Below are 20335 nucleotides of genomic sequence, written 5' to 3'. Positions count from 1 at the left end.
TTACCGCTGTCGGGACAGCGACAGCCGTGAACGCCCGGCAGCGACGCGTCGGGACTGTCACTCGGCGACGAGGCGCTCTGCCGTCGGGACGGAGGGGTCGGCGTCGACCCGGAGAGACCGGAACGTCTAACAACTTGGTTGTATCACTAGGTAATATGTCGTTCAGTGGATTCAGCCACGCGACAGACGCACAGGTGACAGAGGCCATCACGAAGTCCTGGAGCGACGAGTTCCTCGACTTCACCGACACGGAGGTCATCGTCGTCGGCGGCGGTCCGTCCGGACTGGTCACGGCGAAGGAACTGGCCGAACGGGGCGTGGACGTGATGATCGTCGAGAAGAACAACTACCTCGGCGGCGGGTTCTGGCTCGGCGGCTTCCTGATGAACAAACTGACCGTTCGGGAACCGGCGGATACGGTCCTCGACGAACTCGGTGTGCCCTACGAGGAGTCCGACACGGAGGGACTGCACCTGGCTGACGGTCCACACGCCTGTTCGTCGCTCATCGCGGCCGCCTGCGACGCCGGCGCGCGGATCCAGAATATGACGGAGTTCACCGACGTCGTCGTCCGCGACGATCACCGCGTCGCGGGGATCGTGATGAACTGGTCGCCCGTGCACGCGCTTCCACGAGAACTGACCTGCGTCGATCCGATCGCCGTCGAGGCGGACCTGGTCGTCGACGCCACCGGCCACGACGCGGTCGTCGTCTCGAAACTGCAGGAGCAGGGCGTCGTCGACGCGCCGGGAATCGAACACGCGGCGGCCCACGAGACCGGGATGGACACGACCGACGACGGCGAGTACGGCGCGCCCGGCCACGACTCGCCCGGCCACGACTCGATGTGGGCCGCCGACAGCGAGGACAAGGTGGTCGAGAAGACCGGGAAGATCCACGAGGGCCTGCTCACGGCCGGCCTCTCGACGGCGACGACCCACGGGCTCACCCGGATGGGCCCGACGTTCGGAGCGATGCTGCTGTCCGGCAAGCGCGCGGCCCAGGTCGCGCTCGACGAACTCGGGACGAACGCCCCGACAGTCGACCTGCCGGGGGACACGCCCGCCTCCGCAGACGACTGATGACGGCGTTCAGCGATCGCTTGCTCGACGCGGGCGAGGAGATCTGGGCGGCGCAGAAAGCGCACCCGTTCGTCCGCGAACTGGCCGCCGGAACGCTCGAGGAAGCGGCGTTCCGTCACTGGGTCACGCAGGACTACCGCTACCTGCTGGACTACGCTCGCGTCTTCGCGGTGGCTGGGACGAAAGCGACCGACGAGGCGTCGATGACGCAGTTACTCGATATCGCTCATTCGGTCCTCGATCACGAACTCGATCTCCACCGGGAGTTCGCCGAGAACTACGGGCTGACGCCCGCGGACCTCGAGTCGACCGAGAAGGCGCCGACCTGCGTCGCGTACACGAACTTCCTCCTCCGGACGGCCCACGAGGGGTCGTTCGCGGAGACCGCAGCCGCCATCTATCCCTGCGGGCAGGGCTATCTGGACGTCGCGGAACATATGGCCTCGCTCGCCGACGACGAGCACCGGTACACCCCGTTCATCGAGAAATACACCAGCGAGGCGTTCTGCGAGTCCGTCACGTGGATGCGCGAACTGGTCGACCGCTGTGCAGCGGAGTATCCGGGCGAGCGCGACGCGATGCGTGAGGCCTTCCTCACGAGCGCCAAACTGGAGTACCGGTTCTGGGAGATGGCCTACACGCAGGAGACCTGGGGGGTGTCGGCCTGATGGCCCCTGAGACGAGCGGCCGTCCTGCCACCGAAGTGCGACGCCCGGCACCGGTCTCGCTCCCGACCGCGCTGACGATCGCGGGCAGCGATTCCGGCGGCGGGGCCGGGATCCAGGCGGATCTGCGCACGATGGCGGCACACGACACTTTCCCGACGAGCGTCGTGACGAGCGTCACCGCCCAGCACACGCGCGGCGTCGACCGATCGACAGTCCTCGACGAGGCCGACGTCCGGGCCCAATACGAGGCTGTCGTTGACGACTTCGACGTCGGGGCCGCCAAGACGGGGATGCTCGGCACGGCCGAGATCGTCCGGACGGTTTCGGACTGTCTCGCCACGGCGGACTTCCCCGTCGTGGTCGATCCGGTAATGGTGGCGACGTCCGGCGACCGACTGCTCTCCCGAGCGGGCGAACGGGCGTACGAGGACCTGCTCTCGGCGGCGACCGTCGTCACGCCGAACCGGCGGGAAGCGGCCGTTCTCGTCGGTGACGAGACCGACGCCGGTCCCAGCGCCCGTTCAGCGGGGGAGAGGCTGGTCGAACTGGGAGCCCACGCGGCACTGGTGACCGACGGGCACGGTGCGGAGGACACGGTCTGCGACGTCCTCGTGACGACCGAGGGCGTCCACGAGTTCGAACACCCACGGATCGACACCGAAGCGACCCACGGGACCGGGTGTTCGCTCTCGGCCGCCGTGGCCGCGAACCTGAGCACGGGACTGGGGGTAGAGGCCGCGGTCGCGGGGGCGATCGATTTCGTCGCCCGGGCCGTCCGGTATCCCCTCGACGTCGGACAGGGGGCAGGGGCTGTCCACCCGCTCGCCGGCCGTCGGAACCGGGCGAGCGAACGCGAGACGGTGGCGTCCGTCCGCGACCTCGTGCGGCGCTTCGTCGACGCGGACGTGTCACCGCTCGTTCCGGAGGTCGGTATGAACGTCGCCGGCGCAACGCCGTACGCTGAATCGACCGACGAGGTGGCGGCCGTAGAGGGTCGACTCACGCGGACGATGGGCGGCGTCGAACCCACCGCAGGCGTTCGGTTCGGCGCGTCGAGCCACCTCGCGCGGTTCCTGCTCGCGGCCCGCGATCACGAGCCATCCCTCCGATTCGCGACGAACTGCCGACTCTCGTCAGCGACGCGAGAGGGGCTTGCGTCGCTCGACGCCCCCGTCGAGTGGTTCGATCGGACGGCCGAACCCGAGGACGCCTCGACGATGGACTGGGCGGCCGATCGCGTGTTCGGGCGGCCGGGCGAGTCGCCCCGAGCGGTCGCCGACGAGGGAGCCGTCGGGAAGGAACCGATGATCCGGGTCGTCGGCGCGACCCCCGACGAAGTCGCCGGGATCGTCGGCCATCTTCGCGGGGTGGCTGCCCGGGGCACCCCGACGTCGTAGATCAACGGCATTCCCGGGTTCCGGTCCTGGAATTCCGACAGATAAAGAGTTTTCCGCACGCACGCGAGATTCGGAACGATGAGTATCTCCCACGAGTACGACGTCGTCGTCGTCGGCGCGGGGACGGCCGGCTGCTACGCCGCGGCCACCGTCGCCGACGAAGGCCTCGACGTCGCCGTCGTCGAGCGGAAGTCCGAAGAAGAGGCGGGGCACATCGCGTGTGGTGACGCCCTGAAGGGTGCGGACGCGTTCCCCGAGGCGATCCCGAAGTCGCAGATCGAAGGCGCGTTCACCAACACCGGCGTCGACCACGGTCGCTTCGAGATTCCGCAGGAAGACACCGTCCTCGACATTCCCGTCCCGGGCGAACTGGCCGTCATCGACCGCCTGAAGTACGGCCGGCTGCTGATCGAGGGCGCTGCATCGGCCGGGGCGGACTTCCACTACGATACAGTCGTACAGGACGTGACGCAGGCCGACGACGGGAGCGTCACGGGCATCCGTGCCAGGCGGTCGGGCGACGCCGCCACCTACGACGCCGACATCGTCATCGACGGCGCGGGGTCGCTCTCCCTCCTCCAGGACAAGACGGACTTCTCGAATACCCACTTCGACACCAACGTCTCCTACTCGCAGTTCTGTTCTGCCTACCGCGAGATCGTCGAGGTCCCAGAGCCGGTCGAGTGGGACGACGCGCTGGTGTTCAAACCGACCGAGCGCGCTGCGGGCTACCTCTGGTACTTCCCGCGGACGGAGACGACGATCAACGCTGGCCTGGGGTTCCAGATGACCGAGGAGCCGATGAAACTGGTCGAAGACCTCAAGCGCGACCTCCGGACCCGCCCGGAGTTCGAGGGCGCGACGGTGACCGACAAACTCGGCGCGGCGCTCCCGACCCGCCGTCCGTACGACTCGGCGGTCGCCGACGGGTTCCTCGCGGCCGGCGACGCGGCGGGGCACGTCAATCCCACGACCGGTGGCGGGATCGCCGGGGCGGCCTACGCGGGAACGTACGCGGCCGAACAGGCGGTCGAGGCTATCTCCGACGGGGACGTGAGCGAGGACGCGCTGTGGCGATACAACGAACGCGTGATGGATCACTTCGGCGCGCGGTACGCCGGCCTCGACGTGTACAACGTCCTCTCGACCGCGGTCGACGTCGACGATCTGATGGGGCTGCTTGCGTCGCTCCCGGGCGAGAAGCTCGCAGAGGCGCTGTACTCGGGGACGACGTCGTTCGGCCCGACGCTACTCGCGAAGACCGCGAAGGAGTCCTTCGGCTACTGGAGTCAGATCGTCGAATTCTACCGGACGAAGAACCTCGCGGACGAACTGATGGAGCACTACGCGCGCTACCCGGGGCGCGCAGAGGCGCTGCCCGTCTGGCAGGAGCAGCGGGACCAGCTGATGGACGACATCTACGAGATGACCGGCGCGGAGCCGAAGTACTGAGTTCGAGACTCGCGTGGTAGCTGGCCCTTACTCCAGCCCCCCGACCTCAACCGGGGTGCCCACTGTCGGCACAGACGGACCAGACTGTTCCACACCGGGCCTCAGCACCACCCGATCCGGGTAGTCGGTCCACCCGGTTCTCCCAGCGCACCGGACTCGACTCACACAGGGTCACCCGACCGATTCCCAGTTTCGGTACAGTGCCACTCCGAACGCCAGGACGATTCCGCCGACACCGACCTGTCGGGCAACGGTCCCGAAATCTCCATCAGCGACGGCGACGACGGCGCGGACCAGCATCACGAGCGTGACGACGGTGACGAGCGTCAAGACGGCAGACCGTGTCTCCATAGCCGCACGTAGTGCTCTCGGATCCCAAAGTGATCAGTTGGCGCAGGACAAGGACTTGCTCCGCGGTCACACGTTCCGTTCTCACGCGACCTCGCCGTGGTTGTCCTGTGCCAAACACGAGGTTAACTCCGTAAACTGCGTATCTGCGACGTACGTAGCGGACTGAGCCAGTACAGCCAGAGGACCGACACACCGCTCTCACGACGCACACAATGCTCGACCCAATCATCGCAAGCAGACTCCAGTTCGCCCTGACGACGATTGTCCACATCATCTTCCCGGTAATGAGTATGGGGCTCGCTCCCTTCCTCATCTACTTCACGTGGCGGGACATTCGGGGCGGTGCTCCCGTGTACGAACAGTTGCGTCGGTTCTGGACCAAGATTTTCGCTATCTCGTTCGTCGTTGGGACCGTCACGGGCATCGTCCTCGAGTTCGAGTTTGGGACGAACTTCGCGGCGTTTTCGACGGCCGCAGGCGAACTGTTCGGGGGTCCGCTGGCCGTCGAGGGGATGATGGCGTTTATGCTCGAAGCGACGTTCCTCGGAATCTTCGTTTTCGGTCGCGAACGCGTCTCAGACCGATTGTACCTCGTCTCCAGCGTCGCCGTCGGTCTGGGGACGTGGCTCTCAGCCGTCTGGATCCTCATCGCGAACTCGTGGATGCAGACGCCTCAAGGCTACGAGATTGCCACCGAGAACGGCCAGACGGTCATCCACCTCGTCGATCCCATCGCGGCGTATCTGAACCCGCGGTTCCCCTATATGTTCGTGCATATGCAGAACGCCGCTGTCGAGTCAGTCGCCCTGTTTATGGCCGGTGTCGCGGCGTACTACGTCTACCGACACCACGTCTGGGGCTACGCTGTCGAAAACGTCGAATTCTGGGAGAAGACGCTCAAAATCGCGCTCGTCGCCCTGTTGATCACCGCCCCGCTCCAGGCGGTTCACGGAGACCTGTACGCGCGTCACGTCTACGAAACCCAACCGCAGAAGTTCGCCGCAATGGAAGCGGTCTGGGACACTGAGGGGTACGTGCCTGAGTACATCTTCGCAATCCCAACGGACTTGAGCCAACTCACCGACCCCCGCGCTAAGGAGTTGTTCGGGATCGGGATCCCCGGAGGCGCGTCGTGGCTCGCCAGCGGAGGAGATCCGACCGCCGAAATACGCGGGCTGAACTCCTTCGAATCGGCAGCACCGCCTGTCGCCATCGTGTTTTGGTCGTTCCGTGCGATGGTCGGCATGGGCTTCTGGTTCATCGTGCTCGCGTTCTGGGGCGGCTACCGGTGGTACACCGGCGACCTGTTCGAGGATGGGTTACTGCACAAAGCACTGATGGCCTCTAGCGTGCTGGGGATCCTCGCGGTCGAACTCGGCTGGGTCGTCACTGAGGTCGGCAGACAGCCCTGGGTGATACAGGGAATCCTCAAGACCAGCGCGGGCGTCTCGCCCGGTCTCACCGGGGCCGAAGCGCTGACCACGCTGGTCGGATTCGTCGGCGTGCACGCGACGATTCTCGCGCTGTACACGTACGTCGTTGCCCGGATTATCCGCAGCGGACCGCCCGGCGAAGAGGAGTTGAATTCGACTCAAAACCGTCAACCCGAACAGGAAACGCCGTCGCAGGGGGTCGTCGGAGATGATTAGCGTCGAGTCGCTCACCGCGAATCCACTGTTCGGCCTTCCGCTTCCAGAACTCTGGTACGCGCTCGTGTTTGCGCTTCTGGGAACGTTCCTGTTCCTTGATGGGTTCGATTTCGGCGCTGGCGCCATCTTCGCGACACTGGACGATACGCAGGCGCGGGAGACGGTCCTGTCAGCGATCGGTCCGTTCTGGGACGGGAACGAAGTGTGGCTGGTCGTCTTCGGTGGCGCGCTGTTCGCCGCGTTCCCGGCGGTCTATGCTGGCCTCTTCAGTCGTCATTACCTGCTTATGTTCGGCATTCTCGGCGCGCTCATCCTCCGCGGCCTCGCCCCGGAAATGTACGAACAACGCCACGACGAGCGCTGGCAACGCTGGTGGGGGCGGTCCTTCGTCGTCGGCAGCGTGCTCGCGCCCTTCCTCCTCGGCGCGTTCGCGGGGAACTGGCTCGTCGGGAGTCCCCGGTCGTTAACCCTCGTCGGCGTCGTCGTCGGCGGAACCGTCACAGCCCTGACTATCGCGTCGGGGGCGGCGTTCCTGCGAGTCAAAGCCGCGAGAGCTCTCCCGCAGTCAGTCAAACGGATCGGGATTACCGCCGTCGTAATGTACCTCATCTTGACCGTCAGCAGTCTGGGAGTCCTCGCGGCCAGTCTTCCCAGCGGGGTCAACGCGTTCCTATCGATCCCGGTACTCGTTCTAGTCGCTGCCTCCGTCGCACTTGCGGGGGGATACGCCATCGCAATCCGACGGGGCGCAAACCTGGCCGCACTCGCCTCGGCCGCGGGGCTGACGTACGGGTTGGTGGCGCTCGTCGCGGTGCTGATGTATCCGCGTATCGATCCGGCAGCGGGGCTGACCGTCGAGGAGGCGATCGTATCGACGCTCCCACTGAATCTGATGTCGATCGGCACCGCGCTGTTGCTCCCACTGGTAGTGACGTACTTCGTCGTCCTGTACTCCGCGTTCAGCGGGCCGATCACCGGCGGGGAGGCGTACTGAGATGAATGCCGATTCAGGGCTGTCGGAACGCGAACCACGAGCCAACACGCGGTTGCTCTCGCGCGTCCTGATCACGTGGGCGGAACTCCTGGTCGCCGGCTTCGCTGGCGCCGCACTCGGCGGGGTCGCGTCGGGACCGCCGCAACTCCTCATCTATCTCGGAACGATCCTCGCGTCGGTCGCAGTGCTGCTGTACAACGTCGACCGTCTGATCGCGACCCGGACCCGAGGAGACTCGTGACTACGTCCCAGATCGACACTGCCGTCCGCTCCTGTCGCCTTCCGGGCCGGATCTGCCGCGAAGAGTCCGAATACGATACGCCGGTACTCCAGTCGCGATGGTGGCCGCCAAGTAGCGGCCGGTTCGATCAGCGTCGCGATGCAGTAAACGGCCCGATGCCGTGTCTCGTGGCGACGATCCCGAACAACAACAGCGCACTCGGAACGAACAACAGCGCCCCGAGTGCAGTGACGATGTCGTCGTGGGAAAGTCCGAAGACGATCCCTCCGATCCCGGCGCCGAGTGCGACGATGGCGGGGATCAACAGACCGTCTCGCAGTGTCTCTCGTCCCTGCTCGGCCGAACTCTGTAGGACCATACAGGACGAGATAAGTAGGATGGACCCATATCGTCAATGTTGTCGAGATCCAACCGGTCCGCTCCGTCGGAGACAGACACCCAGGTTTCCGGGATGAGCACAGCACGAACACAACCGATTCACTCAACAGTAACCGATAGATCAGTCCAGTCCCCGATGTACGATTTCAGCTTCGAAATCACGTACGACGCCGGTGTCGACGAGTTTGTCGACCTGTTCATCGATCGCGAATCCCTCCGATCGGAAGCGATTCACTCGTGTCTCGATCCCGTTGAACTGTGGACACTCGAGTCGGTGACGGGCGATCCGGACGACCTCGAAGCCATCGACACCCTGCTCTTCGACAAATCGGTTGATCGAGAGTCGATCAACGACCGCGAGTGCGATCCCACCCGAGCCACGAGCCTCTTGACTAACGAGCAACGGCAGCGGATCGTCTACACGTACGTGTCCGATGTGGACTTCTGCGAGGCCGTCCCGCTCATTGTTGCGAAGTACCTGGACAGTGGCGTACTCTTCGAACAGACCCGGACGGGAAATACGGTCCGGTGGCGTGTGTTACTGCAGGACGACTCGAAGGTCGGCCACCTGTACGACACGATATCTGCGAAACTCGGTGACGGACTCTCGTTCTCCTTCGAACACTTGACCGAGGTGGACTCCTGGGAGAGTAGCCTCTTACCGCAGGCCAACATCCGTGCCGAACAACGCGAGATACTGTTGGTCGCCGTCGAACGCGGCTACTTCGAGACGCCGCGGGAGGTGACGCTCGACGAACTTGCCGACGAGGTGGAGCTTCCACGGTCGACGGTGTCGTACCGCCTCCGACGCGCGACCGCAGAGTTAGCCAAACGATTCGCGGACAGACAACTATGACGACAGATCATAACCGCAATGGCGAGAACCGGGTGGAGACAGACGGCCCGCCCGAACCAGAGTACCCGACTGACGTACTCGTCAGTCCGGCGTGGGTCGAGTCACGGGTAGACCAGTTGGCCTCCGAAGGAACCGATATGAGGCTACTCGAAGTCGACGTGAACACCGCGTTCTACGAGGCCGGCCACGCCCCTGGTGCCGTCTCTGTCGACTGGCGGGAGGATCTTCGGTCGGCGGATGCCCACGACATCCTCAGTCCCCAGGAGATGAGGTCGTTTCTTGAATCCTGTGGCATCACTGAAGAGACAACAGTCGTCGTTTACGGGGACAACTCGAACTGGTTCGCGGCCCATCTCTACTGGCAACTCACCTACTACGGGCACCAGGACGTTCGGATTATGGACGGCGGTCGTCAGTGCTGGGTCGACTACGATTATCCCCTCACAGCAGATCCGGTAACGCCCCCGACGGTGGCGTACGAACGCTCGCTCGAACCGCCAGCCAGACCGGGTGTGCGGGCGTATCGTGACGACGTCCGTGACGCACTCGACACTGACACAGTGTTCGTCGACGTGCGTCTCCCCGCAGAGTTCCGTGGCGAGATCGTGAAGCCGCCGGGCATCGATGAGGGCGCCCGACGCGGAGGGCACGTTCCCGGTGCCACGAACGTCTTCTGGGCAGAGAACGTTCGTCCCGACGGTCGATTCAAGACGCCAGCGAGACTCCGCGCGCTCTACGATTCACGCGGAATCACGCCCGACGACGACATCATCGTGTACTGTCGGATCGGCGAGCGCTCGTCGGTCACGTGGTTCGTCTTGGAGGAACTGCTCGGATACGAGCGCGTCCGGAACTACGACGGTTCGTGGACCGAGTGGGGGAATATGATCGGCGTGCCGATCGAAGTCAGCGAATGATCACGACCGGAGCCGAGCGACGGTCGTGTCGTCCCGCTCTGCCACTGTGACGAGTCCGTCGTCCGCGAGGTCCGAGAGCAACGCTGAGAGCCACTCGCGGCCGTACTCTCCGTCCGGGGCGTAATCCACCCGTACCCGTGGCCCCAGCTCGTCCAGCCCGAGTTCGTTGTACTCCTTCAGCGTCGAGATCACCCGACCACGCATCTGTCGCCGGCTTCCCTCGAACTCCGGCTGAGTCGGCACGTCGGGGGCGGTAAAATCACCGGTGGCGTACGCGTGACACCACTTACGCCACGGACAGCCCGCTTCGTCGCAGCGTGGGTTCTTGCCGCAGGCGACGCCACCGAGTTCCATGATCGCGTTGTTCCAGACGCGGGACTGTCCCTCGGGCAGCAGTTCGGCCGCGACGCGTTCGAATTCGCTGTCGTCGTCCGGGATCTCGAACGCGCGGTAGAGGACTCGCTTGACGTTCGTGTCGACGACGGCATCCCCGTTGTTGAAGGCGAACGACGCCACTGCGTTCGCCGTGTAGGGGCCGACGCCCATCAGTTCGGCGAGTTCCTCCGGCGTGGTGGGGAACTCGCCGTCGTACTCCTCGCGGACCTGCTGTGCCGCCTCGTGGAGGTACTTCGCACGGTTGTTGTAGCCGAGCGAGTGATCGCTCCAGAAGGCGACGACGTCGGCGCGGTCGGCGGCCGCCAGCTCCGCACCCGTGGGCCACCGATCCAGGAAGTCCTCCCAGGCGTCGACGACGCGGTCGAGTTGCGTCTGTTGGCTCATCACCTCCGAGACCAGGATCTCGTAGGGCTCTTCGGTCTCGCGCCACGGGAACGATCGGTGGTCTGCTTCGTACCACGACACGAGGGCTTCCCGGACCGCCGCGACCTCCCCGGGGAGCGGATCCGTGGTAGCCTCCTCGCGTCCGGTGTCACCGTCCGTCATCGTCGGTGTCTCGGACCGGCAGGGCTTGGGGGTTCTGGTCTCGATTCGAGAACCGGCCCGCGAGGCAGTGAGTCGCCAGCGCGGGCGGGCACCGGTTCGGAGACGAAAGCCGTTTGCCCGCGCCACCCGAGAACCGGGGTATGAGCCTCGACGAACTCACCGGCGACGTCGAATCGACGTACACCGACATCGACGAGGAGCAATCGGTCTCGCTCGACCGCGAGACGCGACACGAACTGGCGATGCTCGGAGCGGCGTTCGGCACCGAAGACACCGACGAACTCCTCCGGCGCGCGGTGCACCTGTTGTTCCAGACGACCGTCGATCGCGGCACACTCGATTTCCACCTCCGACAAGCCTACGACGTGACCTACGACGAGTACCTCTCGGGGATGACCTACGAGGAGATGACGGGGCAGGACCAGTACCCCCAGCGCGACGATGAACGACGGTACCAGATGTGACGTACTCCGCGACGAAGGGTTATATACGGGGAGGCGGCCAGCCCCCCTGTGACCTAGGAGCGACTCTCGCGCTGAACAGCGGGTGTTCGGGACCTCGGCGCGGGAGCGAGACGGGACATCGAGGGACCGACTGTTCGCCAGAACCCACAGCGACCCAGTGATCGTCCAGCGGCCACAGACGCCAGCGGTCAGCAGCCCGGCAGCGGGACGGGGACTGAGAGTCGGCAGCGACGCCCGCTGGCGGGCGACGGTGAGGACCGAGAGAGACCAGAGCCTCTCGCATCGGTAGCGGCGGACTTTAAGCCGCTGAGTCACCGACACCGAGTATGGACACCGAGGAAGTCGAGCAGCGGATCGAAGCGGGGATCGAAGACGCCGACGCCAGCGTCACGCTTCCGCGCGTCCCCGACGAGGACCACGAGGACGCTCACTTCGCGGCCGTCGTCGTCTCACCGGCCTTCGAGAATAAGACCCTCGTCGAGCAACACCAGATGGTCTACGACGCGCTCGGAGAGGCGATGACGACCGATATCCACGCCCTGGAGATGAAGACGTTCACGCCCGAGGAGTACCGAAATCGGGACTAGAGCGGCGGCTCCGACGTGCCAGGTCCCGGAGGGATCCGTCTCCGACGACCTCTCAGTCGGCTACGCGAACACTCGCTCGAACTCGCGGACGCTCTGATCAGTCCCGGCGACGATCAGTCGGTCGTCGGCCTGAATACGGGTGTCCGGCCCGACGTCGGTCACGATGCCAGCGTCGCGTTCGATGGCGACGATGGTACTCCCGGTTCGGGCGCGGATGTCGGCGTTGCCGACCGTCTGTCCGACAGCCCTCGGCGCCTCCATTCGAATGACCTCGATCTGCTGGTCTAACGAGAGCACGTCCCGGTCCCGGAGCACCCGCGAGGCGATCATCCGCCCGGTCACCGTCGCCAGCGACAGGACGTAGTCGCCACCGGCGCGGAACGTCTTCGGAATGCTGGGGGCCTCTTCGACGCGAGCGATGATCTCTATCTCGGGCGCCAGGTCCCGGATCACGAGCGTCGCGAACTCCGTCGTGGTGTCGTCGGGGAGCGCGAGGACCACCGTTCGGGCATCGTTGATGCCGGCCCTCTTGAGTGTCTCGGGGTCTGTCGCGTCGCCGACGATGTCGACACCCGACTGCTCGGAGTCGTCGATCGTCGTGTAGGGAGCACCTGCTTCGTCAAGCACGCCCGCGATGGTCCGCCCCACCTGTCCGTGCCCCACGATGAGCGTCTGGCCGGTGCCGAACTGCCTGAGACCGGCCCGGGTCATAGTGAGGAGTTCGGCCAGTTGTTCGGACCGGCCGGAGACGAACAGGACCGTTCCGGCAGTCAGTTCGTCGTCCGGTGAGAGTCGGGCCGTGAACTCCCCGTGGAACCACGCGCCGATCACGTTCACACCGGTCTCTTCTCGGATCCCGCTGTCGGCGAGGGTCGTCCCCACGAGGGGACTGCCGTGGTGGACCGGCACCTCGGCGAGTTCTAAGTCGTCGCTGATCTCGATCGCCTCGTCGATCTCCGCGGTCAGCGCCGTCGTCACCTTGGCCGCGAGGCTCTCACCGAGCAGCGAGCGCGGCGAGAGGACCTGGTCGGCCCCGGCCAGCCGGTGATATTTCGCCCGCTCCGGTTCTTCGACGACACTGAGGACCTCGACGTCCTCGGCGACTTCCTTCGCCGCGAGGACGATACTCGCATCCACCTGATCGTCGCCGTCGGCGACGAGCGCCTGTGCCTCCGGCAACCCCGCCCGTGTCAGCCCCTCCGTCGATTCGGGGTCGGCGAGAATCACCCGTCGCCCGTCCTCGTACAGTTCGGTGGCCTGCGCTCGGTCCGATTCGACGATGACGTACGGCACGCCCTGGGAGTCGAGTTCGGTGGTGAGCGCCTCGACCCGGGGCGTGTACGAGCAGATGACGATGTGATCTTCGAGCGCATCTTCGAGGGCCTTCGGGACGGTCGTCGAGAAGGCACGCTCCAGAAACGGCGTCGCCAGAACCGGGAGCGTCCCGATCAGCAGCGCCATCCCCACCAGATCCATCACGGTGATGAAGACGTTCATCTGTGGACTCGTCCACGGCGAGTCGCCGCCGAACCCAGTCGTCGTGAACATCTCGACGACGACCTGAAGCGAGTGGAGAAACGTGACCGGATCTGCCTCGTACGTTCGCATCCCCCACTGATAAGTCAGCGCTGTCAGGAGCATCACCGCCACGAGAAACACGGTGTATCCGATGACGCGCCGTCCCCACGTGTTCACAGTTTCAGGTGGGCGGGGAGTCTCTTAAACGGACGGGAAGGGACTCCTGGATCAGGGGGCCGAGCCGCGTACACACCCAGCCCGACTGCGACCTCCGCACAGAGACCGACGGGTTTTACGCGCCGGCCCGCCGTCGATCCGCATATGTCCGACGACGAGTACCGCACCGAGCGGGACAGCCTCGGCGAGATGCAGGTACCGAAAGACGCCTACTGGGGGGCGCAAACGCAGCGCGCCGTCGAGAACTTCCCCATCTCGGGGATCTCGTTCGGACGCCGGTTCGTCCGCGCGCTCGGGATCGTCAAGAAGGCGGCCGCACAGGCCAACCGCGACCTCGACCTCCTCGATTCGGAGACCGCCGACGCCATCGTCGCGGCCGCCGACGAGGTCATCGCGGGCGACCACGACGAGGAGTTCCCGGTCGACGTGTTCCAGACCGGTTCGGGCACCTCGTCGAATATGAACGCCAACGAGGTGATCGCCAACCGCGCGGCCGAGATCCTCGGTGAGTCGATCGGCGACCGCGTCGTGCATCCGAACGACCACGTGAACTACGGGCAGTCCTCGAACGACGTGATTCCGACTGCGATGCACGTCGCCGCACTGGAATCCGTCCAGAAAGATCTGGTCCCGGCGCTGGAGACGCTCGCGGACGAACTCGGAGCCAAGGAGTCCGAGTTCGACGGCGTCGTCAAGACGGGCCGTACGCACCTGCAGGACGCGACGCCGGTCAGACTGGGCCAGGAGTTCGCCGGCTACCGGACCCAGGTCGAGAAGGGCGTGACGAGAGCCGAGCGCGTCAGCGATCACCTCGGTGAACTCGCCCTCGGCGGGACCGCTGTCGGCACGGGACTCAACACGCATCCGGAGTTCCCCGAGCGCGCCGCGGCGTACATCTCCGAGGAGACCGGCCTCGAGTTCCGGCCCGCCGACAGCCACTTCGAGGCGCAGGCCGCCCACGACGCGATGAACGAGGCCCACGGGGCGCTCCGGACCGTGGCGGGATCGCTGAACAAGATTGCGAACGACCTCAGGCTCCTCGCGTCGGGGCCCCGCAACGGCCTTGGCGAACTCGAGCAGCCGGAGAATCAGCCGGGCAGTTCGATTATGCCCGGGAAGATCAACCCAGTCGTCGCGGAGGCCGTCAATCAGGTCCACAAACAGGTCGTCGGCAACGACGCGGCCGTCGCCGCCGGGGCCGCCGAGGGCCAGATCGACCTGAACCTCTACAAGCCCGTCATCGCCCACAACTTCTTGCAGTCGAGCGAACTGCTCGCGAACGCCGCCGCGGTGTTCGCCGAGCGCTTCGTCGCGAAACTCGAAGCCAACGAGGCCGTCTGTGAGGAACAGGTCGAGCGCTCGATGGCGCTGGCGACCGCGTTGAACCCCACCATCGGCTACGACAAGGCCAGCGACGTCGCGAAGACGGCACTCAAAGAAGACAAGACGGTTCGCGAGGTCGTCGTCGAAAAAGGGTACCTCAGCGAGGCGGAGGCCGACGAAGTGCTCGATCCCGAGTCGATGACGCACCGCGGAATCCTGGGCGAGGACTGAGAACGCGGCGGCTCGCTTCCGTTCCGAACCGACGCGACGGCTGTCTGAGATTTTTGTGGCTTCGCCCGTACGTGAATCTATGGCAGGCCCGAGTCCCGATGATCTACGGCGGACTGTCGCGGACTTCCCAGCGCGCCCCGACGATGCTGCCGTCGAACGCATCGACGGACTGCTCGACGGCGCTTACAGCGCGATGATCGATCGCTGGCATCCGGAGTTGGACCGGTTGGCGACCGCCTACACCGAGGGCGACGTGCTGCGCGAACGGGTGCTCGAACACGTCGAGTCGGTGCCTTCGGTCCGACTCTCTGACGGCGCTGCGCCGCTTCAGGACCGACGCGACGACCTGCGGACCGCCGCGGAGATCCGTCCGGAGGTCGCGGCCGTGTCACGGTGGTACAACGAACTGAGAGGACTGTTGACCGACCGGCCGTCGGCGTTGACGCCGCTCGAACGGGTGCTCCACGGGTTCGGCTACGTGTTGGCACATGGACTGTTCCTCGGGGCGTCCTCGCCGGCGGCGGTCGTCCGCCGACTCAGACTCGCGTACCGATCCGTCGGCGTCCGCATCGACGACACCGACGCCGAGGCGGGCGCCGAGCGGACGACGTTCACCTGTCCGTACCGGGACGTCGCGGCCGGACAGTGCGGCGAACGGTGGGTCTGTCACGAGAAACTGGACCGCGTCGACGACGGGTACGTGACGTACCTTCGCGAGCGGGGCATCGACTATCAGCGGCCGCGGGGGTGTCCGGGCTCCGAACAGTGTTACTCGACGGTCGCCCGGGCCGGTCCCGAGCAGTGGTGGCCGAAGACCCCGCCCGGGTCGCTCGCCGGTGACCCGTGACGGGACGGGAGTCTCCCGCCGACCGCGCGGTCGACGACATCGCGTTTACCCTCGAGCAGGCCCGTCGCGTCCAGCGGAACTACGGCGCGTGGGCCCCGCTGTACGGTTGGTTCGCGCGGGCGACGGCCTCCGTCGGTGGGGTGCGCGAAGGTTGTGTCGACGCGCTCTCACTCACCCCCGGCGACACCGTCGTCGACTTCGGTTGCGGCCCCGGCGTCAACCTCCCCGCGCTCCGCCGCGCCGTCGGCCCCGACGGCCGCGTGGTCGGCGTCGACATCACCGGACCGATGCTGGAGCGCGCCGGCCGTCGGATCGACCGTCAGGGCTGGGCGAACGTCTCGCTCGTTCGGGGCGATGCCACGAGACCACCGATTCGGGACGCCGACGCCGTGCTCTCGACGTTCGTGACCTCGTTGTTTTCGGACCCCGCCCCGGTCGTCCGCCGGTGGTGTGCGTTCGCCGACAGCGTGGTCGTAGCCAACTTCGCGCCCCGCGGGACCCGTCCCGCGAATGCCGCGCTCGAGGCTTTCGCCCGGGTGAACGCACGACTGTTCGACGTCGAGGACGCAAATCCGCTCAGCCAACTCGACGAGCGAACGGCCGCCTCGCGCCGTGCCCTCGAAGCCGAGATGGACACCGTCACCACCCGGAGGTACGTGTGGGGGACGATCGAAGTGAACGCGGGACACCGGTCGAGCGAATGACGGGCGGAAGCCGCGGAGCCAGTCGGCTCGGCGTCGGCTGTAGAGCCACAGGAAAACCGACACGTTGATACTCGAAACCATCGATCTCAAGGTATGCAAGGGCTCCAATACAGTCGGGATCAGGGGCGCGACCTCCTCGAATGCCGGCACTGCGGCGAGACGTTTCCCGAAGGACAGGCGACGACCGACGGCTGGCACTACGCCTGTCCGGAATGCGAGGAAGGGCGCGGCATCGGCGACGGACTGCGACGACTGTAGCCCGCGGACCGCTCGCCCGGACGCGGACTGAATCATTTTTACCCCGGGCGTGCGCACCGTAGGATAATGACTGCGTACGACTACGACGATCTCGGCCTCGTCGCGGGCCTTGAGATCCACCAGCAACTCGATACCGCGACAAAACTGTTCTGTGGCTGTCCGACCGAAGAACGCGATCCCGACTCGGCGACGCGGTCGTTCACGCGGTATCTCCACCCGACGAAGAGCGAACTCGGCGAACTCGACGAGGCGGCGCTCGAAGAGAGCCAGGTCGAACGCGAGTTCGAGTATCTCGCTTACGACACCACGTGTCTCGTCGAGGAAGACGAAGAACCGCCACACCGCCTCGACGAGGAGGCCCGCGCGGTCGCCCTCCAGATCGCCGACCTGCTCGATATGGAACCCGTCGACCAGGCACACGTGATGCGAAAACTAGTCATCGACGGGTCGAACACCTCCGGGTTCCAGCGGACGTCGCTCGTCGCGCAGGACGGGCAGATCGAGACCGACGACGGCCCGGTCGGTGTCGAGGATCTACTGCTCGAAGAGGAGTCTGCCCAGCGCGTCGAAGAACGCGGCGACGGCGTCACGTTCTCGCTCGACCGCCTCGGCGTGCCGCTCGTCGAGATCGGAACGCGCCCCGACATCGACTCCCCCGCGCAGGCACAGGAAGCCGCCGAGACCATTGGGATGTTGCTCCGATCGACCGGCGCAGTCAAGCGCGGGCTCGGGACGATCCGGCAGGACGTCAACGTCTCGATCGCCGAGGGCGCTCGCGTCGAAATCAAGGGCGTCCAGGCGCTCGATCAGATCGCTGACATCGTCCGTCAGGAGGTCGGTCGACAGGTCGAACTGCTCGACATCCGCGAGGAACTGGCCGCGCGAGACGCCAGCGTCGGTGACGTGCAGGACGTCTCCGACGTCTTCGCCGGGACCGACTCCGGCGTTATCGGGGGCGCGCTCTCGGACGGCGGCTCGGTGCTGGCCGTCCCACTCTACGGCTTCGACGGCCTCGTGGGTCGCGAGATCCAGCCCGATCGCCGTCTCGGAACCGAACTCTCCGATCACGCCAAACGGCACGGCGCGGGCGGGATCTTCCACACGGACGAACTGCCCGCCTACGGCGTCACGGCAGCGGAAGTCGAGGCGCTCTCGGAAGCGGTCGGTGCCGGCGACGACGACGCCGTCGCGATCGTCGCCGACGACGACGAGACCGCCGCACAGGCGATCGAGGCGGCGGCCGAGCGCGCCGAGACGGCGCTCGAGGGCATCCCCGAGGAGACCCGCGGCGCCAACGACGACGGCACGACGCGGTATCTCCGCCCGCTGCCCGGCGCAGCGCGGATGTACCCGGAGACCGACGTGCCCCCCGTGGAACTGGACCCCTCGACCGTCGAGACCCCCGAACTGCTCACCGAGAAGGTCGACCGCTATCAGGCCGAGTTTGGACTCGACGCCGGACTGGCCGAGCAGGTCGCCTACGGGCGTCGGATGCCGCTGTTCGAGCGTGCCGTCGACGAGGGGATCGATGCGACGTTCGCGGCCGGACTCCTCGAATCGACGCTGACGGAACTGCGTCGTGACGACGTCGCAGTCGGTGAACTGACAGACGAGCACCTGCTCGCGACGATGCGGCTCGTCGAAGACGGCGACCTCGCGAAAGAGGGCGTCGGCGACGTGCTCACCGAGCTGGCGGCGGATCCGTCGCTGTCGGCCGAGGAAGCCGTCGAGGCGGCCGGACTCTCGGGCGTCTCGGAGGCCGACGTCCGCGACGCCGTCAGCGACGTCGTCGACCGGAACGCAGAGCAGGTCGAAGCGGAGGGAATGGGGGCGTTCTCGGCCCTGATGGGCGAAGCGATGGGCGCACTCCGTGGCAAGGCCGACGGCGAAGTCGTCAGCGACGTCCTCCGCGAAGAGATCCAGAAGCGCGCCTAAGCGCCGACCTCGCGGCGTTCAGAGAGTAATCACCTGATCGACGCCGACATCGCCGAGTGCCGCATACAGATCCGGGAAACAGCCGACGGTCGCCGGCTCGACCGTGTTCGTCGCCTCGAAGTGCTCTCGACCGGCGTCGTCGGTGTGATCGGACGCGGCGAGCCCACGCTTCTTCGCACACTGGTCACACAGCATCAAGAGCAGTTCCTGGTCGCTGGCGACGTCGGCGAGTCGCTCGCCGATCGGGTCACCTTCCCGGAGCGCGTAGGTGTTGTCGTGGAAGAAAAACATCCCCACGACCTCGGCGCCGTGGGTCCCGCTCTCGAGTTGTGGAAGAATCATCTCACCGAGCACGTAGTCGATCGTCTGGCCGGCCGTGGCAAATACGTATGCGACCTTCACACCCGGTCGTCTCGACCCAGGAGCATTCCTCTACCGACCCCGGTGCGAATAGCCGGTGTCTCTGACGAGCGACCGTCTCCGTAGACCCTACTCGGCCGAGATCTCGGGATCCGACTCGTGCGTGACGTCGATGGCGCAAGACGCCGTGTACTCGACGTCGTGGACCGAGTCGATCGCCGGGTCCTCGCCGCAGACGGGACAGTCGGCTTTCTTCGTGATCTCGACGGTGTCGAACTCCATATTCAGCGCGTCGTAGAACACCATCCGGCCGTCGAGGAGGTCGCCCTTGCCGATGATCGCCTTCACAGTCTCAGTGGCCTGAATACACCCGACCGTCCCCGGGAGGACGCCCAACACACCCGCAGTCGCGCAGTTGGGTACCATTCCCTCCGGCGGGGCCTCGGGGAACATACAGCGGTAACACGGCGAGTCGTCCCCGCCGGCGAAGGTGGTGATCTGGCCCTCGAATTTGAAGATCGAGCCGTGCGAGAACGGGACCCCCGCCAGTGTGCAGGCGTCGTTGACGAGATAGCGCGTCTGGAAGTTGTCGGTCCCGTCGACGACGAAGTCGTAGCCGTCGATGAGGCCCTCGATGTTGTCGGGTCGGACCCGGAGGTCGTGCTTTTCGACGTCGACATCCGGGTTGAGTTGCGAGACGAACTCCGCGGCGCTGTCGACCTTCTTGCGACCGACGTCGTCGTTGCCGTGGATGACCTGTCGCTGGAGGTTCGACAGTTCGACCTCGTCGTCGTCGGCGATGCCGAGGGTGCCCACACCGGCCGCCGCCAGGTACTGGATGATCGGCGCGCCGAGGCCGCCGGCCCCCAGGACGAGGACGTTCGCATCCAACAGGTCCTTCTGCCCCTCTGGACCGACATCGTCCATGATGATGTGTCGGGAGTACCGATCGAGCTGTGTCGGATCGAGGTCGAGGTCGCTCATACCGCAGACAGGATTTCGTG

The 20335-nt window shown here is 65.9% G+C and carries 22 protein-coding genes; 16 read left to right on the top strand and 6 right to left on the bottom strand.

Annotated features, from left to right (window positions below):
• The first annotated feature begins 155 nt into the window (after window positions 1-155).
• The 4 genes from BLU74_RS10900 (at window position 156) to BLU74_RS10885 (ending at window position 4599) form a co-directional block, all read left to right on the top strand.
• Complete coding sequence (locus BLU74_RS10900) at window positions 156-1082, top strand: sulfide-dependent adenosine diphosphate thiazole synthase (protein WP_089767316.1); 927 nt, start codon at window positions 156-158, stop codon at window positions 1080-1082.
• Entirely contained in the window at window positions 1082-1750 is a 669-nt protein-coding gene (gene tenA / locus BLU74_RS10895; RefSeq protein WP_089767315.1) for a thiaminase II, read from the top strand. The genes BLU74_RS10900 and tenA overlap by 1 nt, the downstream gene beginning before the upstream one ends.
• Window positions 1750-3147: a bifunctional hydroxymethylpyrimidine kinase/phosphomethylpyrimidine kinase gene (gene thiD, locus BLU74_RS10890; protein ID WP_089767314.1), complete on the top strand. Its 1398-nt coding sequence runs from the start codon at window positions 1750-1752 to the stop codon at window positions 3145-3147. Before tenA ends, thiD begins: the two co-directional genes overlap by 1 nt.
• Before the next feature lie 78 nt (window positions 3148-3225).
• The gene (locus tag BLU74_RS10885) at window positions 3226-4599 is read left to right on the top strand and encodes a geranylgeranyl reductase family protein (RefSeq protein WP_089767313.1); all 1374 of its coding nucleotides are present in this window, start codon (window positions 3226-3228) and stop codon (window positions 4597-4599) included.
• A 171-nt stretch (window positions 4600-4770) separates the two neighbouring features.
• Here the strand turns inward: BLU74_RS10885 and BLU74_RS10880 are convergent, their stop codons facing one another.
• Window positions 4771-4950: a DUF8073 family membrane protein gene (locus tag BLU74_RS10880; protein WP_089767312.1), complete on the bottom strand. Its 180-nt coding sequence runs from the start codon at window positions 4948-4950 to the stop codon at window positions 4771-4773.
• 212 nt (window positions 4951-5162) lie between these two features.
• Between BLU74_RS10880 and BLU74_RS10875 the strand changes: the two genes are divergently transcribed.
• Genes BLU74_RS10875 through BLU74_RS10865 form a run of 3 tightly spaced genes read left to right on the top strand, consistent with a single transcriptional unit; the run spans window position 5163 to window position 7834 of the window.
• A complete protein-coding gene (locus BLU74_RS10875) occupies window positions 5163-6599 on the top strand; it encodes a cytochrome ubiquinol oxidase subunit I (RefSeq protein ID WP_089767311.1) in 1437 nt (478 codons plus the stop codon).
• Window positions 6592-7593 (top strand): cytochrome d ubiquinol oxidase subunit II, encoded by a 1002-nt coding sequence (locus BLU74_RS10870; protein ID WP_089767310.1) that lies wholly within the window; start codon window positions 6592-6594, stop codon window positions 7591-7593. Before BLU74_RS10875 ends, BLU74_RS10870 begins: the two co-directional genes overlap by 8 nt.
• A 1-nt stretch (window position 7594) precedes the next feature.
• On the top strand, window positions 7595-7834 hold the full coding sequence (locus BLU74_RS10865) for a hypothetical protein (protein ID WP_089767309.1): 240 nt from the start codon (window positions 7595-7597) through the stop codon (window positions 7832-7834).
• Between the two features lie 127 nt (window positions 7835-7961).
• Here BLU74_RS10865 and BLU74_RS10860 read toward each other — a convergent pair whose 3' ends face one another.
• Window positions 7962-8192 carry a hypothetical protein gene (locus tag BLU74_RS10860; RefSeq protein WP_089767308.1) on the bottom strand — a complete coding sequence of 77 codons (231 nt, stop codon included), beginning with the start codon at window positions 8190-8192 and terminating at the stop codon, window positions 7962-7964.
• Between the two features lie 156 nt (window positions 8193-8348).
• Here BLU74_RS10860 and BLU74_RS10855 point away from each other — a divergent pair, with 156 nt between their 5' ends.
• Window positions 8349-9068 (top strand): helix-turn-helix domain-containing protein, encoded by a 720-nt coding sequence (locus BLU74_RS10855; protein WP_089767307.1) that lies wholly within the window; start codon window positions 8349-8351, stop codon window positions 9066-9068.
• On the top strand, window positions 9065-9985 hold the full coding sequence (locus BLU74_RS10850; RefSeq protein ID WP_089767306.1) for a sulfurtransferase: 921 nt from the start codon (window positions 9065-9067) through the stop codon (window positions 9983-9985). Before BLU74_RS10855 ends, BLU74_RS10850 begins: the two co-directional genes overlap by 4 nt.
• Here BLU74_RS10850 and BLU74_RS10845 read toward each other — a convergent pair whose 3' ends face one another.
• A complete protein-coding gene (locus BLU74_RS10845) occupies window positions 9986-10927 on the bottom strand; it encodes an HhH-GPD family protein (RefSeq protein ID WP_089767305.1) in 942 nt (313 codons plus the stop codon).
• Window positions 10928-11067: 140 nt separating this feature from the next.
• Here BLU74_RS10845 and BLU74_RS10840 point away from each other — a divergent pair, with 140 nt between their 5' ends.
• Together BLU74_RS10840 and BLU74_RS10835 are read left to right on the top strand one after the other, a co-directional pair.
• On the top strand, window positions 11068-11391 hold the full coding sequence (locus BLU74_RS10840) for a ribbon-helix-helix protein (RefSeq protein ID WP_089767304.1): 324 nt from the start codon (window positions 11068-11070) through the stop codon (window positions 11389-11391).
• 326 nt (window positions 11392-11717) lie between these two features.
• Window positions 11718-11978, top strand: coding sequence for a BolA family protein (locus tag BLU74_RS10835; RefSeq protein WP_089767303.1), 261 nt, complete (start codon window positions 11718-11720; stop codon window positions 11976-11978).
• Window positions 11979-12038: 60 nt separating this feature from the next.
• On the opposite strand, the gene BLU74_RS10830 is transcribed toward BLU74_RS10835, so the two are convergent.
• Complete coding sequence (locus tag BLU74_RS10830; RefSeq protein ID WP_089767302.1) at window positions 12039-13673, bottom strand: potassium channel family protein; 1635 nt, start codon at window positions 13671-13673, stop codon at window positions 12039-12041.
• Window positions 13674-13817: 144 nt separating this feature from the next.
• Between BLU74_RS10830 and BLU74_RS10825 the strand changes: the two genes are divergently transcribed.
• From BLU74_RS10825 to gatE, 5 genes are all read left to right on the top strand, one after another.
• Window positions 13818-15227 carry a class II fumarate hydratase gene (locus BLU74_RS10825; RefSeq protein ID WP_089767301.1) on the top strand — a complete coding sequence of 470 codons (1410 nt, stop codon included), beginning with the start codon at window positions 13818-13820 and terminating at the stop codon, window positions 15225-15227.
• 79 nt (window positions 15228-15306) lie between these two features.
• On the top strand, window positions 15307-16074 hold the full coding sequence (locus BLU74_RS10820) for a hypothetical protein (protein ID WP_089767300.1): 768 nt from the start codon (window positions 15307-15309) through the stop codon (window positions 16072-16074).
• Window positions 16071-16778 (top strand): class I SAM-dependent methyltransferase, encoded by a 708-nt coding sequence (locus BLU74_RS10815; protein ID WP_089767299.1) that lies wholly within the window; start codon window positions 16071-16073, stop codon window positions 16776-16778. The genes BLU74_RS10820 and BLU74_RS10815 overlap by 4 nt, the downstream gene beginning before the upstream one ends.
• Window positions 16779-16871: 93 nt before the next feature.
• On the top strand, window positions 16872-17036 hold the full coding sequence (locus BLU74_RS18940) for an HVO_2901 family zinc finger protein (protein WP_175454617.1): 165 nt from the start codon (window positions 16872-16874) through the stop codon (window positions 17034-17036).
• A gap of 66 nt (window positions 17037-17102) precedes the next feature.
• Entirely contained in the window at window positions 17103-18971 is a 1869-nt protein-coding gene (gene gatE, locus BLU74_RS10810; RefSeq protein WP_089767298.1) for a Glu-tRNA(Gln) amidotransferase subunit GatE, read from the top strand.
• 18 nt (window positions 18972-18989) lie between these two features.
• On the opposite strand, the gene BLU74_RS10805 is transcribed toward gatE, so the two are convergent.
• Entirely contained in the window at window positions 18990-19373 is a 384-nt protein-coding gene (locus tag BLU74_RS10805; RefSeq protein ID WP_089767297.1) for a SaoD/DsrE family protein, read from the bottom strand.
• Between the two features lie 87 nt (window positions 19374-19460).
• Window positions 19461-20315: an SAMP-activating enzyme E1 gene (gene ubaA, locus BLU74_RS10800; RefSeq protein WP_089767296.1), complete on the bottom strand. Its 855-nt coding sequence runs from the start codon at window positions 20313-20315 to the stop codon at window positions 19461-19463.
• Between the last annotated feature and the right edge of the window lie 20 nt (window positions 20316-20335).

Source organism: Halobellus clavatus, assembly GCF_900107195.1.
In the GTDB taxonomy this organism is placed as follows: Archaea; Halobacteriota; Halobacteria; order Halobacteriales; family Haloferacaceae; genus Haloquadratum; species Haloquadratum clavatum.
This window is presented reverse-complemented; position numbering and strand designations above follow the sequence as displayed.

Excerpts from the sequence above, each read along its gene's own strand:
- BLU74_RS10900 (WP_089767316.1), top strand. The coding sequence starts at position 156 with ATGTCGTTCAGTGGATTCAGCCACGCGACAGACGCACAGGTGACAGAG.
- tenA (WP_089767315.1), top strand. The coding sequence starts at position 1,082 with ATGACGGCGTTCAGCGATCGCTTGCTCGACGCGGGCGAGGAGATCTGG.
- thiD (WP_089767314.1), top strand. The coding sequence starts at position 1,750 with ATGGCCCCTGAGACGAGCGGCCGTCCTGCCACCGAAGTGCGACGCCCG.
- BLU74_RS10885 (WP_089767313.1), top strand. The coding sequence starts at position 3,226 with ATGAGTATCTCCCACGAGTACGACGTCGTCGTCGTCGGCGCGGGGACG.
- BLU74_RS10880 (WP_089767312.1), bottom strand. The coding sequence starts at position 4,950 with ATGGAGACACGGTCTGCCGTCTTGACGCTCGTCACCGTCGTCACGCTC.
- BLU74_RS10875 (WP_089767311.1), top strand. The coding sequence starts at position 5,163 with ATGCTCGACCCAATCATCGCAAGCAGACTCCAGTTCGCCCTGACGACG.
- BLU74_RS10870 (WP_089767310.1), top strand. The coding sequence starts at position 6,592 with ATGATTAGCGTCGAGTCGCTCACCGCGAATCCACTGTTCGGCCTTCCG.
- BLU74_RS10865 (WP_089767309.1), top strand. The coding sequence starts at position 7,595 with ATGAATGCCGATTCAGGGCTGTCGGAACGCGAACCACGAGCCAACACG.
- BLU74_RS10860 (WP_089767308.1), bottom strand. The coding sequence starts at position 8,192 with ATGGTCCTACAGAGTTCGGCCGAGCAGGGACGAGAGACACTGCGAGAC.
- BLU74_RS10855 (WP_089767307.1), top strand. The coding sequence starts at position 8,349 with ATGTACGATTTCAGCTTCGAAATCACGTACGACGCCGGTGTCGACGAG.
- BLU74_RS10850 (WP_089767306.1), top strand. The coding sequence starts at position 9,065 with ATGACGACAGATCATAACCGCAATGGCGAGAACCGGGTGGAGACAGAC.
- BLU74_RS10845 (WP_089767305.1), bottom strand. The coding sequence starts at position 10,927 with ATGACGGACGGTGACACCGGACGCGAGGAGGCTACCACGGATCCGCTC.
- BLU74_RS10840 (WP_089767304.1), top strand. The coding sequence starts at position 11,068 with ATGAGCCTCGACGAACTCACCGGCGACGTCGAATCGACGTACACCGAC.
- BLU74_RS10835 (WP_089767303.1), top strand. The coding sequence starts at position 11,718 with ATGGACACCGAGGAAGTCGAGCAGCGGATCGAAGCGGGGATCGAAGAC.
- BLU74_RS10825 (WP_089767301.1), top strand. The coding sequence starts at position 13,818 with ATGTCCGACGACGAGTACCGCACCGAGCGGGACAGCCTCGGCGAGATG.
- BLU74_RS10820 (WP_089767300.1), top strand. The coding sequence starts at position 15,307 with ATGGCAGGCCCGAGTCCCGATGATCTACGGCGGACTGTCGCGGACTTC.
- BLU74_RS18940 (WP_175454617.1), top strand. The coding sequence starts at position 16,872 with ATGCAAGGGCTCCAATACAGTCGGGATCAGGGGCGCGACCTCCTCGAA.
- gatE (WP_089767298.1), top strand. The coding sequence starts at position 17,103 with ATGACTGCGTACGACTACGACGATCTCGGCCTCGTCGCGGGCCTTGAG.
- ubaA (WP_089767296.1), bottom strand. The coding sequence starts at position 20,315 with ATGAGCGACCTCGACCTCGATCCGACACAGCTCGATCGGTACTCCCGA.